Source organism: Rhizobium sp. A22-96, assembly GCF_053521805.1.
Genome location: NZ_JBNWDQ010000001.1, coordinates 832,444 through 844,791, shown reverse-complemented (window position 1 = coordinate 844,791; position 12,348 = coordinate 832,444). Strand labels below are relative to the sequence as shown.

At 60.6% G+C, this 12,348-nt stretch carries 11 protein-coding genes; 4 read left to right on the top strand and 7 right to left on the bottom strand.

Annotated elements, in window-relative coordinates; translation table 11 throughout:
• Nucleotides 1-15: 15 nt before the first annotated feature.
• The 5 genes from ACQZ6F_RS03820 to putA all read right to left on the bottom strand — a co-directional run bounded on the left by ACQZ6F_RS03820 (nt 16) and on the right by putA (nt 8,098).
• A complete protein-coding gene (locus ACQZ6F_RS03820; RefSeq protein WP_449092717.1) occupies nt 16-879 on the bottom strand; it encodes a carbohydrate ABC transporter permease in 864 nt (287 codons plus the stop codon).
• The gene (locus tag ACQZ6F_RS03815) at nt 876-1,793 is read right to left on the bottom strand and encodes a carbohydrate ABC transporter permease (protein ID WP_449092716.1); all 918 of its coding nucleotides are present in this window, start codon (nt 1,791-1,793) and stop codon (nt 876-878) included. The genes ACQZ6F_RS03820 and ACQZ6F_RS03815 overlap by 4 nt, the downstream gene beginning before the upstream one ends.
• A gap of 63 nt (nt 1,794-1,856) precedes the next feature.
• Nucleotides 1,857-3,098 (bottom strand): ABC transporter substrate-binding protein, encoded by a 1,242-nt coding sequence (locus ACQZ6F_RS03810; RefSeq protein ID WP_449092715.1) that lies wholly within the window; start codon nt 3,096-3,098, stop codon nt 1,857-1,859.
• Nucleotides 3,099-3,138: 40 nt separating this feature from the next.
• Nucleotides 3,139-4,095, bottom strand: a complete 957-nt coding sequence (locus ACQZ6F_RS03805) for a LacI family DNA-binding transcriptional regulator (protein WP_449092714.1) — start codon at nt 4,093-4,095, stop codon at nt 3,139-3,141.
• A gap of 301 nt (nt 4,096-4,396) precedes the next feature.
• A complete protein-coding gene (gene putA / locus ACQZ6F_RS03800; RefSeq protein ID WP_449092713.1) occupies nt 4,397-8,098 on the bottom strand; it encodes a trifunctional transcriptional regulator/proline dehydrogenase/L-glutamate gamma-semialdehyde dehydrogenase in 3,702 nt (1,233 codons plus the stop codon).
• Between the two features lie 185 nt (nt 8,099-8,283).
• On the opposite strand from putA, the gene ACQZ6F_RS03795 reads away from it, so the two are divergent.
• Together ACQZ6F_RS03795 and ACQZ6F_RS03790 are read left to right on the top strand one after the other, a co-directional pair.
• Nucleotides 8,284-8,745 (top strand): Lrp/AsnC family transcriptional regulator, encoded by a 462-nt coding sequence (locus ACQZ6F_RS03795; protein WP_077467804.1) that lies wholly within the window; start codon nt 8,284-8,286, stop codon nt 8,743-8,745.
• Between the two features lie 143 nt (nt 8,746-8,888).
• Nucleotides 8,889-9,155: a hypothetical protein gene (locus tag ACQZ6F_RS03790; protein ID WP_449092712.1), complete on the top strand. Its 267-nt coding sequence runs from the start codon at nt 8,889-8,891 to the stop codon at nt 9,153-9,155.
• A gap of 46 nt (nt 9,156-9,201) precedes the next feature.
• Here ACQZ6F_RS03790 and ACQZ6F_RS03785 read toward each other — a convergent pair whose 3' ends face one another.
• Nucleotides 9,202-9,387 (bottom strand): 4-oxalocrotonate tautomerase, encoded by a 186-nt coding sequence (locus tag ACQZ6F_RS03785; protein WP_449092711.1) that lies wholly within the window; start codon nt 9,385-9,387, stop codon nt 9,202-9,204.
• A gap of 115 nt (nt 9,388-9,502) precedes the next feature.
• Between ACQZ6F_RS03785 and ACQZ6F_RS03780 the strand changes: the two genes are divergently transcribed.
• Entirely contained in the window at nt 9,503-10,387 is an 885-nt protein-coding gene (locus ACQZ6F_RS03780) for a LysR substrate-binding domain-containing protein (protein WP_449092710.1), read from the top strand.
• 9 nt (nt 10,388-10,396) lie between these two features.
• Here ACQZ6F_RS03780 and ACQZ6F_RS03775 read toward each other — a convergent pair whose 3' ends face one another.
• Nucleotides 10,397-11,281, bottom strand: coding sequence for a LysR substrate-binding domain-containing protein (locus ACQZ6F_RS03775; RefSeq protein ID WP_449092709.1), 885 nt, complete (start codon nt 11,279-11,281; stop codon nt 10,397-10,399).
• Between the two features lie 133 nt (nt 11,282-11,414).
• On the opposite strand from ACQZ6F_RS03775, the gene ACQZ6F_RS03770 reads away from it, so the two are divergent.
• Nucleotides 11,415-12,275: an urea carboxylase-associated family protein gene (locus ACQZ6F_RS03770; RefSeq protein ID WP_449093130.1), complete on the top strand. Its 861-nt coding sequence runs from the start codon at nt 11,415-11,417 to the stop codon at nt 12,273-12,275.
• The last annotated feature ends 73 nt before the right edge of the window (nt 12,276-12,348 follow it).

Below are 12,348 nucleotides of genomic sequence, written 5' to 3'. Positions count from 1 at the left end.
GTTTGTTTGAAGGGGTCATTTCACCGCGCCGGCCATCAGCCCGCGCATGTAGTAGCGTTGCAAAAGCAGGAAGACGATAACGCAGGGGATGGTCATGACGGCGATGCCGGCCTGGACCGCTCCCCAGTTGACGGCGCCGAGGCGTCCGGTCCTGACAGCGATCATCAGCACCGGCAGGGTGAATTTCTCATTGCTGGAGAGAAGGATCAGCGCCGCCAGGAATTCGTTCCAGGCATTCAGGAAGGCGAAGATCGCAACTGTCGCCACGCCCGGAAGCACCAGCGGAAACAGCACGCGGAAGAGGAGTTTCAGATCGCGCGCGCCGTCGATGCGTGCAGCTTCCTCGATTTCCTTCGGCACCGCGTCGAAGGCGTTGCGCATCATGAAGACCGAGAAGGGCAATTGCAGCGTCACATAGACCAGCGTCAGGCCGATCAGCGAATTGTTGAGGCCGAGCTTCGCCAGAATGATGAAAAGCGGCGTCAGGATCGACTGGAAGGGGATCATCAGCGTTGCGATGACGAGAATGAAGAGGGCGCCCTTGAAGGGGAATTGGTAGCGCGAGAAGCCGTAGCCGGCGAGCAGGCTGACGAGGACGGTCAGTACTACCGTGCCGACTGAGACGAACAGCGAATTCAGCGTGTGTTGCAGAACGCCGGCGCCGAATCCGTTCAGTGAGCGATAGGCATCGAAGCTGAAGCCGGTCGTGGGCCAGGGCGGCAACGGCGGAAGGCTGGCTTCGCTACCGTGCCTGAATGAGGAAAGGAGCGCGATCGCAAAGGGCGCGAAGAAGAAAATGACGATGATGACGCCGATGCCGTGATAGCCGATACCGCCCCAGAGCTTGCGCCTTGCGCGGCGTTCTCTCGCAAGAGTCATGGCCGGTCCTCCCCGCCGCGCAGCAGCCAGAGCTGGACGATGCTGATCAGCACGAGGATAACGAGCAGCGCGATCGACAGTGCGGCGCCATAGCCGAGATTGAAGGACACGAAGGACTGGTTGAAGATGTAGTAAACCACGGAGATCATCCGGTTCTGCGGGCCGCCTGATGTCATGATGTAGAACTGGTCGAAGGCGAGCACCGAGCCGGTGATGGAGATGATCAGCGCCAGCGCGATGGTGCGGCGCATTAGCGGCAAGGTCAGGTGCCGGAAGCGCTGCCAGCGCCTCGCGCCATCGATGCGGGCGGCTTCGGTGAGTTCCGATGGGATCGCCTGCAGGCCGGTCAGCAGGATGATCATGGTGAAGCCGGCGATCTTCCAGACCACCATGACGACGATCGTCGCAAACGCCATGTCGAAATCGGCAAGTAGGTTCGGCCTCTTGTCGACCAGACCGAGCGCCAGCGCCACCGGGGCGAAGAAGCCGCTATCGACATTGGCGAGCCAGACCCAGAGCAGTGAGGCCGTGGCAAGCCCGACGACGACGGGAAGGAAGATGATCGTCCGATAGAAGCCGACGAATGGCCGCTGCTTCTCCACATAGAGTGCCAGCGGAAAGGCGACGGCGAAAATCACGATGGTGACGACGACCGTGTAATAGGCGGTAAAGCGTAGCGCCGCCATGAAGCGTATGTCGGAGAACATGCGGATATAGTTGCCGAAGCCGATCCAGCGCGGATTGCCGAGCAGCGGCCAGTTATGCAGGCTCATCCAGACGGTGAAGACAACGGGCAGGATGAAGAAGACGATGACCAGCGCCATGGCCGGCGCGATGTAGAGAAATCCGTGCCAGCCGGCACGTCTTCGCCGTTTGCGAAGCCGCGCGGTTGCGATAGCTCCAGGACCCGCCATGGAATGCTCCCGATGTTGCGATGGAAGGACCGGGAAGCGTGAAGCCTCCCGGCAATCGTGCGCTTATTGCTGTTGGGCGGTGTCGATGATCGACTGCATTTCCGATTGGGCATTGGCAAAGGCGCCGTCGACATCGCTTCCGAAGATCGCGGCATTGGTAAAGCCTGCCCAGGGGCCGTTGGCGCTGTTGATCAGATCGTTGAACTGCAGCGTATAGGGCGTCTTGGCGATCGATATGGCTTTCAGGCCAACCTGCATGCGCGGATCGAGGCCCTCAAGCACCTGCTGAGCGATATCGCCGCGCGTCGGCAGGCTGCCATATTTCGCCATGATCTTCTGCCCCTCGAGCGAATAGGTGTATTCGAGGAATTTCTTCACTGCATCGAGCTTCTTGGTGCCCTTGGAGATGACGAAATTGTCGCCGCCGGCAAAGGACGACGGCTTGCCGTCAGCGCCGGGGATCAGAGTCACCCCGAAGTGGATATCGGGATATTGCGTGATCAGCGTGCCGATCGAGAAGGCGCCGATGCTCTGCTGGCCGATCTTGCCATTGCTGATGCTCAGGAAATTGGCGCCGGTATCGCTTGCCGCCCCTGCCGGTACCAGATCCTTTTTCACCATGTCGCGATAGATACCGATTGCCTTGCGCATTTGTGGCGTGTCGAGCGTCGCTGTCTTGCCGTCGGCCGAAAGAATGTCTGCCCCTGCGCCCCAGACGAGCGGGGTGAAGGTGAAGATCATGCAGCCGCCACAGCCACCGCCGGAGAAATAGAAGCCGTAGGTGTCGCCGCCGAGGGCGCGAATCTTTTCGGCATTCTGCTCGATCTCTTCCCAGGTGGCCGGCGCCTTTTCCGGGTCGAGGCCGGCCTTCTTGTAGAGATCCTTGTTCCAGGCAAAGACGGAGGTCTCGACCGAGAGTGGCAGGCCATAGATATGGCCGTCATAGGTGCCGAGCTTCACATGCGATGGCGAGAGCGAGTTGAAGTAGGGCAGGCTTTTCGCCCAGTCGGTCAGATCTGCAAGCTGGCCGGCGGCGGCAAAGGCCGGCGTATAGATGAGATCCATCGATAGCGCATCCGGCGCCTGACCGCCTGCGATGGCTGTCGCGTATTTTTGCACGAGTTCGCCGAAAGGCACTTCCGTCAGCGTGACCTTGTCGTCATGGCCGGCATTATAGGCCTCGACGACCTTCTTGAAGGAATCGCCGATGCCGCTGCGCACCCACATGGAGATGTTTTCAGCAGATGCGGCAGGTGCCAAGCATAGGGATATGAGGCCGGTTGCGGCCAGAAATCGCTTCATCATGTTCTCCTCCCATGGGGCAACTCCCATTGCCCTTTCTTGATTAAAGCTCGGGGTCTCCCCCGCACGACTGCCGCACGACGAGTTCGCAGGGCAATGTCCTGATCCCCGGTTCGACGCTGCGTCCTTCCGCGAGCGCCAGAACCGTCAGTCCGGCCTCTCTTCCGAGCGCCTTGAGATTCATGTCGACCGTCGTCAGCGGCGGCCTTGTTTGCGCGGCGACGATCTCCCAATTGTCGAAACCAACCACCGAGACATCCTCCGGCACCCGCACGCCGCGCTCGCGCAGCGCATCGACGACCGCCCGCGCGATCTGGTCGTTGCCGCAGAAGATCGCGTCTGGTTTTGCGCTGGCCGCATTCCATAGCTGAGCCACTGCTTCGTGACCCCAGGCCTCGGACCAGGTGCCATACATCACCGGCAGCGCGTCGCCGACAAGGCCGCGATAGGCCTTGGCGCGCTCGCGCACCGAGACGAAGCTGTCCGGCCCCGTCACATGGGCTATCCGGCGTCGGCCGAGGCCCTGGAGCCATTCGACGGCAAGCACCGCTCCCTGAAAGTCGTCGGCGCAGAAGGTGACGCTATCAGGCGCACCCTCTGTGAAGGCGTAGACCACGGGTACGGGCAGGTTCGACAGATCCACCGGCAGGCGGCGGTCGATCCGCTTGCCCGAGGCGATGATGCCGTCAACATGCTTGTCCAGCAGCGCGTCCACGTGAACCTTTCCGAGCACCGGATCATCCTCGATGGTGCAGAGGAATACCGAAACCCCATGATCGACGAGCGCTTCGGTGATGCCGGCCATGACCGGCAGCGTGAAGCGGCCATATGTGTCGTTGGTCAGAAGACCGATCGTGAAGGTGCGATTGCTGAGCAGCCCCTTGGCGAGAGCATTCGGCCGGAAGCCGATCTCGGCAGCGGCCCGCTTGACCCGCTCGCGAGTGTCGTCACCCATGCGGCCGGTATTGTTGAGGGCTTTCGATGCTGTCGAAATGCTCACACCTGCAGCCGCCGCAACGTCGTGAATCGTTGCGCGTCCGCTTTTCGCACGCTGATTTTCCAGATGTCTTCTCCCACTCGATTTTCTTGAGAAAAGCTTTTCTCAACGTCAGAGTCAATAAGAGAAAAGCTTTTCTCAAAATTTTTTAAGCGGCCAATCAAATTACGTTCGGGAGGGATGAGCACATGGCTGCCAAAGGATCAGGTTTGAGGCAGCGTGAATGGATCCGACAGATGCAGTCACAAAAAAAGCGGCCGGGACATGACTATCCCGGCCGCCGAGTTCATTCGATATCGCGGCGTTAGCCGATCGTCATCAGGCTGGCATTGCCGCCGGCGGCTGCCGTGTTGATCGATGTCGTCACTTCTTCCAGCAGCCAGTTCAGGCAGTAAGCATCGGCGGTCCCGGCGATTTCCTCGCTCGAGGCGGCTTGCGTGAGCAGCAGCGGGCCAGGAAGAGCTGATATCGTCTTGATGGCCTGCTGGACACGCGCGGCATCTCCTTCGATGAGAGCGCCGGCGAATGGGCCATCCGCAGCCCAATCCTTCGACCACGAGATGCGGGCCGTAACCACCGCTGGCAGATTCTGGAGTTCGTCCTGCAGACTCGAAGCAGCGTCGATGACGATCGAATTGCCCGTCGCAAGTGCGGCCGCGACCTGGACATGCAGGCCAAGCGCCGTCTTTGGAACGAGCAGGACCCTGCCGCGCGGATGCAGCGCATAGAGGTTCAACTCACCGACCGGGCCGGGCAGTTCGGCATTGAAGCTCAGCGACGATTGGCCGGCAACGGCGCGAGCCTGCTTTGCAGTCGGTGCTCCCTTGCTGTCGAGCCAGGCAAGAAGCTCCTGAGCGGCCGGATCGACTTGTACGGTTTCGTCGCGCAGCGGCTCAGTCGATGAGGCGGTCAGACGACGCAGATACATCGGGCCGCCTGCCTTCGGGCCGGTGCCGGAGAGGCCGCGGCCGCCGAAGGGCTGAACACCGACGACAGCGCCGATGATGTTGCGGTTGACGTAAAGATTGCCTGCTTTCACGCGGCTGGTGACATGGGCGATCGTGTCATCCAGCCGGGTGTGCAGGCCGAAGGTCAAGCCGTAGCCGGACGCGTTGACATCATCAATCAGCCTGTCCAGCCCCTTGCGCTTATAGCGGATGATGTGGAGGACGGGCCCAAACACCTCCCGCTTCAGATCGCTGAGCTTCTTCAGCTCGATGATTGTCGGGGCGACGAAGGTGCCCTTGGCGGCGCTTGTCGGAAGGTCGAGCTGTTCGACGGCGCAGCCAAGCTTACGCATGCGCTCGATGTGCTCATCGATGCCGCGCTTGGCGTTGTCGTCGATGACGGGCCCAATGTCGATGGCAAGCCGGTCGGTACGGCCGACAGAGAGCTCGCGAAGCGCACCGCGCAGCATGGTCAGCGTACGATCGGCGACTTCGTCCTGCAGGCACAGCACGCGCAGTGCCGAGCAGCGCTGTCCGGCGCTATCGAAGGCAGAAGCGATGACGTCGGCGACGACCTGTTCGGCGAGCGCCGAGGAGTCGACGATCATGCCGTTCTGGCCGCCGGTCTCGGCGATCAGCGGGATCGGCTTGCCGAATTTTGAGAGCCGTTCGGCAAGCTGCGCCTGAATGAGGCGGGCGACTTCCGTCGAACCGGTGAACATGACGCCGGCGGTTTCAGGCGCACCGACGAGGGCTGCCCCCATGCGGCCGCTACCCGGCGCGAATTGGAGAACGTCGAGCGGAATGCCCGCTTCATGCAGGATACGAATGCCCTGGGCGGCGATCAGCGGCGTGTTGCCAGCCGGCTTGGCGACAACCGGATTGCCGGCAACCAGTGCTGCGGCAACCTGGCCGGTGAAGATCGCCAGCGGGAAGTTCCACGGGCTGATGCAGACGACCGGACCGAGCGGAACGCTGTCGGGCTTCAATACTTTGCGCGCCTGCGCAGCGTAATAGCGCAGGAAATCAATGGCCTCTCGGACCTCGCCGACGGCATTTGCTGCAGACTTGCCCGCTTCGCGGATCGTCAGGCCGACAAGCAGGGGCATCTCGCTTTGCATCAGTTCGGCGGCGCGCTCCAGGATCGCTGCGCGCGCATCCGGGCTGACGGACGCCCATGATCCAGCAGCGCCGGCCGCAAGGCGCATCACGTCGGCGGCGTCATCCAAGCCAAGCTCGGTGACGTCACCGACAACGTCGGAATGGTCGGCGGGATTGAGGATCGGGCGCGCCTCGCCGCGCTCGGAGCCATCGGCGAGCAGCGGCTTTGCGACCCAATTCCTGGCGGCGGAGGCGTGCAGTTCGGCGGAGAGCCCGGAGAGCGCCGCTTCATTCGACAAATCTATGCCGGCTGAATTCTTCCGAGCGCCCTCGAACAGATCGGCGGGAAGGACGATCTTGTCGTGCTGTGCGCCCATGACGGGCATCGCACTAACGATCTCGACAGGATCTGCGATCAGTTCGGAGACGGGAACGGCCGGATCGGCGATCTTGTTGACGAAGGAAGAGTTGGCGCCGTTTTCGAGCAGGCGGCGCACAAGATAGGCGAGCAGCGTTTCGTGCGTACCGACGGGCGCATAGATCCGGCAGGGACGATCCAGGTTTTCGGCGCCGACCACTTCCTCGTAAAGCGGTTCGCCCATGCCGTGCAGGCATTGGAATTCATATTTCCCAACGGCAAAATCGCTTCCGGCCATCTGGTAGATCGTTGCCAGCGACTGCGCATTGTGGGTGGCGAACTGCGGGAAGACCACATCGGTTGCCGAAAGCAGCTTCTTGGCGCAGGCGATATAGGAGACATCGGTATAGATCTTGCGGGTGTAGACCGGGAAGCCTTCGAGGCCGTCCACCTGGGCGCGTTTGATCTCGGCGTCCCAATAGGCGCCCTTGACGAGGCGTACCATCAGCCGGTGGCCTGAGCGGCGGGCGAGATCGATGATGAAATCGAGGACGAAGGGGCAACGCTTGCCATAGGCCTGCACGACGAAGCCGATGCCATCCCAGCCGTCGAGATCCGGATCGAGGCAAAGTGCTTCCAGCAGGTCGAGCGACAGCTCCAGCCGGTCAGCTTCCTCGGCGTCGATATTCAGGCCGATATTGTAACTCTTGGAGAGAAGGGCGAGCGCTTTCACCTTCGGCAGCAGTTCGCCCATGACCCGATCGACCTGCGAGCGCGAATAGCGAGGATGCAGGGCGGAGAGCTTGATGGAGATGCCAGGGCCTTCATAGATGCCGCGGCCGGCCGAGGCCTTGCCGATAGCATGGATCGCGTTTTCATAGTCGCGATAGTAGCGTTCTGCATCGGCGTGTGTCGTCGCTGCCTCGCCGAGCATATCGTAGGAATAGCGAAAGCCTTGGGCCTCGAGCGCGCGGGCACGCTTCAGTGCCTCGTCGATCGTCTCGCCCGTGACGAATTGCTCGCCCATCATCCGCATCGCCATGTCGACGCCGCGCCGGATCACCGGCTCGCCAGCACGCGCGATCAGCCGCGTCAGCGAGGCCGACAGCCCGCTTTCGCTGACCGTTGATGTCAGCTTGCCGGTAACCACCAGTCCCCATGTTGCGGCATTGACGAACATCGAGCGGCCACCGCCCAGATGCGACTTCCAGTCGCCGCCGGCGATCTTGTCGCGGATCAGCGCGTCGCGCGTTGCCGTGTCGGGAATGCGCAGCAGTGCCTCGGCAAGGCACATCAGCGCCACGCCTTCCTGGCTCGACAGCGAATATTCGTGCACCAGACCTTCGACGCCGGTGCCCTTGTGCTTGGCGCGAAGCGCCTCGATCAGCGTCCTGGCCGTATTCTTCGCAGCTTCACGAACGGGTGCCGGCAAAGTAGCCGCCTTGACCAGCATGGGGAGGCATTCGGTCTCCGGACGCCGATAGGCCGCAGTAATCGCCTTTCGAAGTGGGCTTTGCTCACGGATGGGAGGGGCGAAATGTGAAAACGGGGCAGCGTCCGGGGACGGTTCTTCGGTAGCGAGTGCGACAGTAGCAGTCATGATAACCTCAAGGTGCAAGGGTCCCTGTAACCACATAGGCGCGAGCGATTTCGCTCCCTGCGGCCCTCCCGTTGCTTCGCTGCGGAACATACTTCATTCCCGAAAGGCGTTCCGCCTTGAAACTGCGGCTTTTCAGTCATATTGGACTTCAATAACGTCCATTTCAAATAGGAATGCCTACAGAAATGATCAAATCCAGTGAAATTGACCAGTTCGATCAAAAGATCCTCGATGCACTGGTCGAAGACGGCCGCATGTCGATCACGGAGCTCTCCGAGCGTGTCGGTCTTTCAAAGACGCCGTGCCAGGCGCGGCTGAAGAAATTGATCGATTCCGGCTATATCGATGGCTTCAAGGCTGTGCTCAATCCGGTCAAGCTCGGCCTCGATCATGTCGCCTTCGCCGAAGTGAAGCTGACTGATACCCGCGAGGAGGCCTTGCTCAGCTTCAACAATGCCATCAAGAAAATCAAGGAAATTGAGGAGTGCCATATGATCGCGGGGCGCTTCGATTATCTGCTGAAAGTTCGCACGTCGGATATCCGGCGCTACCGCATCGTCCTGGGCGAAAAAATCTCCAGCCTGCCTTTCGTGGCAAGCACGTCGACCAATGTAGTGATGCAGTCGGTCAAGGAAAACTGGTCGTAAAATCGCATCGCAATTCCGATGGCGACCACCTTTGTGCTCCCGCACACTCATCGCAATCCACCTTGCCGGCTCAACAACGATCTAGATTTCGCCATTCGAATCGGATCAGTGCCGAGGGCTAAGTTTAGTAAGGTGGAGTATGTATGGAAATGAATGCAAGCGACCGCGACCTTATTGAGGTCATGAAGCGGTACTTTGCGGTGAAGGCCGAAGTGGAAGATCTAAAGACCCGGCTTGAGGCGGCGAGGCGGGAAAGCGGCGAGGAGATCGGCGCATTTTACAATCCGCGCACCAATAGTGATCACGCCCCCGATATTATCCGCTCCCACGCCCTCAAGCAGGAATTGACCCGTCTGATGGATTGGGCCGAGGCCTGGGGCCGTCAAAGCTTGACGACAAGCCCGGCCTGACGGCCGATCTGCCACCGTCAGGCTCGATTTGTTCGATCGGAACGTCTCAGCTATCCGATTTCAGTTTGCCCGCCGTCGCCCAGGAATCCTTCGAAATCTCGGTAATGATGATTTCCACCGATTCCGGCGGGCACACCAGCGTTTCGACGACGACCTTGGTGGCTTCACGAATGAAGGCACGCTTCTGGTCCTGTGTACGTCCGGGATGCATTTCCAAGCGCAAGATGGGCATGACGACTCCTTGAGAGAATATAGCCTGATGTTAGGCAGTTCCGACTATCTTGCAAAACCGTAGGTGGATAAATAGGCTACCATTTGCTTAATTCCGAACCATTGGGTATGCAATCATGGACAAGTTGGCTGGCATGGCGATGTTTGTCAGGGTCGTCGAGGAAGGCAGCTTTGCCGCCGCGGCGGAGATCAGCCAGGTATCGGCCACCATGGTTGCCAAACATATCCGGACGATCGAACAGCGCCTCGGCGCGCGATTGCTTCATCGCACCACCCGCCGCCATCAGCTGACCGAGGTGGGCAAGCTCTATTATGAGCGCTGCAAGACCGTACTGACAGAGGTCGATCTGGCCGAGGCGTCCGCGTCGGAATTGCAATCGGCGCCGCGCGGCAAGCTTCGGCTCGTCGCACCCGTCAGCTTCGGAACCCAGAGCCTGGTCCCGGCTCTTGTCGATTATCTGCACGAGAATCTCGATGTCAGCGTCGATCTGGCGCTCGACAACAATCCGCATGATCTGATTGGCGAGGGCTATGAACTCGGCATCCATATTGGCGAGCTGACGGATACAAATCTGGTGGCTCGGCCTTTGAAACCGTATCGGCGCATGCTTGCTGCTTCGCCTGACTATCTTGCCCGCCATGGCAGGCCCGAAACGCCCGAGGACCTCACGAAACACGTATGCCTTGGCCACTCCTATTGGCGTCTGCAGGGACGCTGGCATCTTGTCGGCCCGGAAGGGGAAACACGCGAAATCGCCATAAGGGGCAGGTTTACAACGAACCAGGGCGGGGCCTTGCGGGTTGCTGCGCTCCACGGAGCCGGCATCGTGCTCCAGCCTGAGCTGCTATTGGCCGCTGATCTTGATGCCGGGCGGCTGGAGCCGGTGCTGCCGCAATGGTCCTACAAGCCGACGCCGATGCATCTGGTCTATGCGTCGGATCGCCGTCCCACAGCGATGCTGCGCAGCGCGATCGATTTCCTCGTGGCTCGCTTCGGCTGAGCAAAAGCCTCAGCTTTCCCGAGCGTTTCGGGATGCTGAGCTTGCCGTCATAAGCCAGTCGCGGAATATCGCCGCCTCACTGGAAAGCCTGGCGGCTTCGATGAGCCAATAGGATTTCTCCGTGTCCAGCGGCATGTCGAACAGGGTGACCAATGTCCCATTGGCCAGTTCGTCACCGATCAGCGCGGTCGGGCAGAGGCCGATGCCCTGTCCGCCCATGACGGATCCGATCATCAAGCTGAAATCAGCAAAGATTGGCCCCGATTTTGGAGGCTGGCGGATGCCGGTGAGTGCGAACCAGCGGCCCCAGGCGGCGGTGGTCTCATCGTGCAGAAGATCGGCGTCGACCAGATCGGCGGGGGAGGTGATCGGGCCGTGGCGTCGGGCGAATTCCGCCGAGCAGGTGGGTCGCGTCTCGCCGCTCAAAAGAGCGACGGCATTTGTGCCGGGCTGTGTCCCATGCCGAATCAGCAGATCGACGCTCGCGGTTTCCGGCGTTCTTGCATCGAGCGCATAGACGATGTTGATGCGGATATCTGGATGCTCTCGCCTGAATGCCGGCAATTGCGGGATTAGCCAGCGGGTGGCGACGGAAGCGATGCATGCGACACTCACTGGCCGCTCCGGGCTCTCGAGCTTCAATTGCCGGGCGGCGATCTCGATATGCCCGAGCCCATTGGCCACCGCCGTCCCGAATTCGCGTCCGGCCGCCGTCAGCGTTACGCCGCGGGCATGGCGGACGAATAGCGAAACACAGAGCCAGTTTTCCATGGCCCGCACATGCTGGCTGATACCGGTAGCCGTCATATTGAGTTCCGCGGCCGCCTTGACGAAGCTCTGATGGCGGAAGGCTGCCTCAAAGGCGCGAAGGGAGGCGAGGGGAAACTGGCGCATAGGCCAAGGCTAAGTAATACTTGGCCATAGAGCAAGAACAATGAGCGTTGTGCAATAGGCCAATCTCGTTAGAGTGCGGCCCCATTGGTACAATGAAATCGGCAAACGAACTGACAAAGGACTAGGGATCGTGATGCATAGGACCATGGATATTCCCGTTCCCCCCGATGCCGAGGAGCGGCGCGGCAAGCCGCCGGTGGTCGTCTATCCCAATGAAACGCTGCCTCCGGCGGATCTGGATGTGCTCCATTCCGCAAGGCAAAGCTTGACCAAGGTCAGCGAGATCATCGTGCCGCCGCGAGAAGCGGGCAGTTTCCGTGTGCCGAAGGGGCATTTCTTTCGCATCATCAGCGTGGAAGGATCGCAGGTCGGCGACCTCAATCTGTGGAATGCCGACGATCTTTCGGAACGCTTTTTCAGCGGCAAGACGCGTGCTCTTCATGCCACGCATGTCGGCCTCGGCGATCGGCTGTGGAGTACCCTGCCATATCTGCGGCCGATGGCGACGATCACCCACGACACGCTCGGCTGGTATGGCTGGGACGCTGATGGAGCCGGTGTCCACGACGTCATCGGCACACGCTGCGATCCCTATACCAACCGGCTGCTGAAGGGCGACGACTACCATCATTGCTGCCATTCGAACCTGTCGCGGGCGCTCGCGTCCGAAATGAACATTCCCGTCCAGGAAGCGGAAATGCATGTTCATGACGTGCTGAACGTCTTCATGTGCACCGGGTTCACGCGTGACACCCATCAGTATTTCATGAAGGCAAGCCCGGTGCGGCCAGGCGATTTCATCGAGTTTTTCGCGGAGATCGATCTTCTGGGCGCGCTGTCGGCCTGCCCAGGCGGCGATTGCGGAAGCGGCCATTCGAGCGACGCGGCGCCCTGCTATCCGCTGCGGGTGGAAATCTTGCGGCCTGATCCGGAAAGTCTTGCGGGTAGGGCCTTTCCGGAGCGCAGCCTGTATCCGAGAACGCATGGGCTTTAAGTTTGGCAGCGCTTCGCATCTGTGAGGTCAAATAAATAAATCGCCGGCGGTTTGGCCGCCGGCGATTTGAAAT

Coding starts and splice junctions, on each gene's coding strand:
- ACQZ6F_RS03815 (WP_449092716.1), bottom strand. CDS start 1,793: ATGGCGGGTCCTGGAGCTATCGCAACCGCGCGGCTTCGCAAACGGCGA.
- ACQZ6F_RS03795 (WP_077467804.1), top strand. CDS start 8,284: ATGATCAAATCCAGTGAAATTGACCAGTTCGATCAAAAGATCCTCGAT.
- putA (WP_449092713.1), bottom strand. CDS start 8,098: ATGACTGCTACTGTCGCACTCGCTACCGAAGAACCGTCCCCGGACGCT.
- ACQZ6F_RS03820 (WP_449092717.1), bottom strand. CDS start 879: ATGACTCTTGCGAGAGAACGCCGCGCAAGGCGCAAGCTCTGGGGCGGT.
- ACQZ6F_RS03775 (WP_449092709.1), bottom strand. CDS start 11,281: ATGCGCCAGTTTCCCCTCGCCTCCCTTCGCGCCTTTGAGGCAGCCTTC.
- ACQZ6F_RS03785 (WP_449092711.1), bottom strand. CDS start 9,387: ATGCCCATCTTGCGCTTGGAAATGCATCCCGGACGTACACAGGACCAG.
- ACQZ6F_RS03810 (WP_449092715.1), bottom strand. CDS start 3,098: ATGATGAAGCGATTTCTGGCCGCAACCGGCCTCATATCCCTATGCTTG.
- ACQZ6F_RS03790 (WP_449092712.1), top strand. CDS start 8,889: ATGGAAATGAATGCAAGCGACCGCGACCTTATTGAGGTCATGAAGCGG.
- ACQZ6F_RS03770 (WP_449093130.1), top strand. CDS start 11,415: ATGCATAGGACCATGGATATTCCCGTTCCCCCCGATGCCGAGGAGCGG.
- ACQZ6F_RS03780 (WP_449092710.1), top strand. CDS start 9,503: ATGGACAAGTTGGCTGGCATGGCGATGTTTGTCAGGGTCGTCGAGGAA.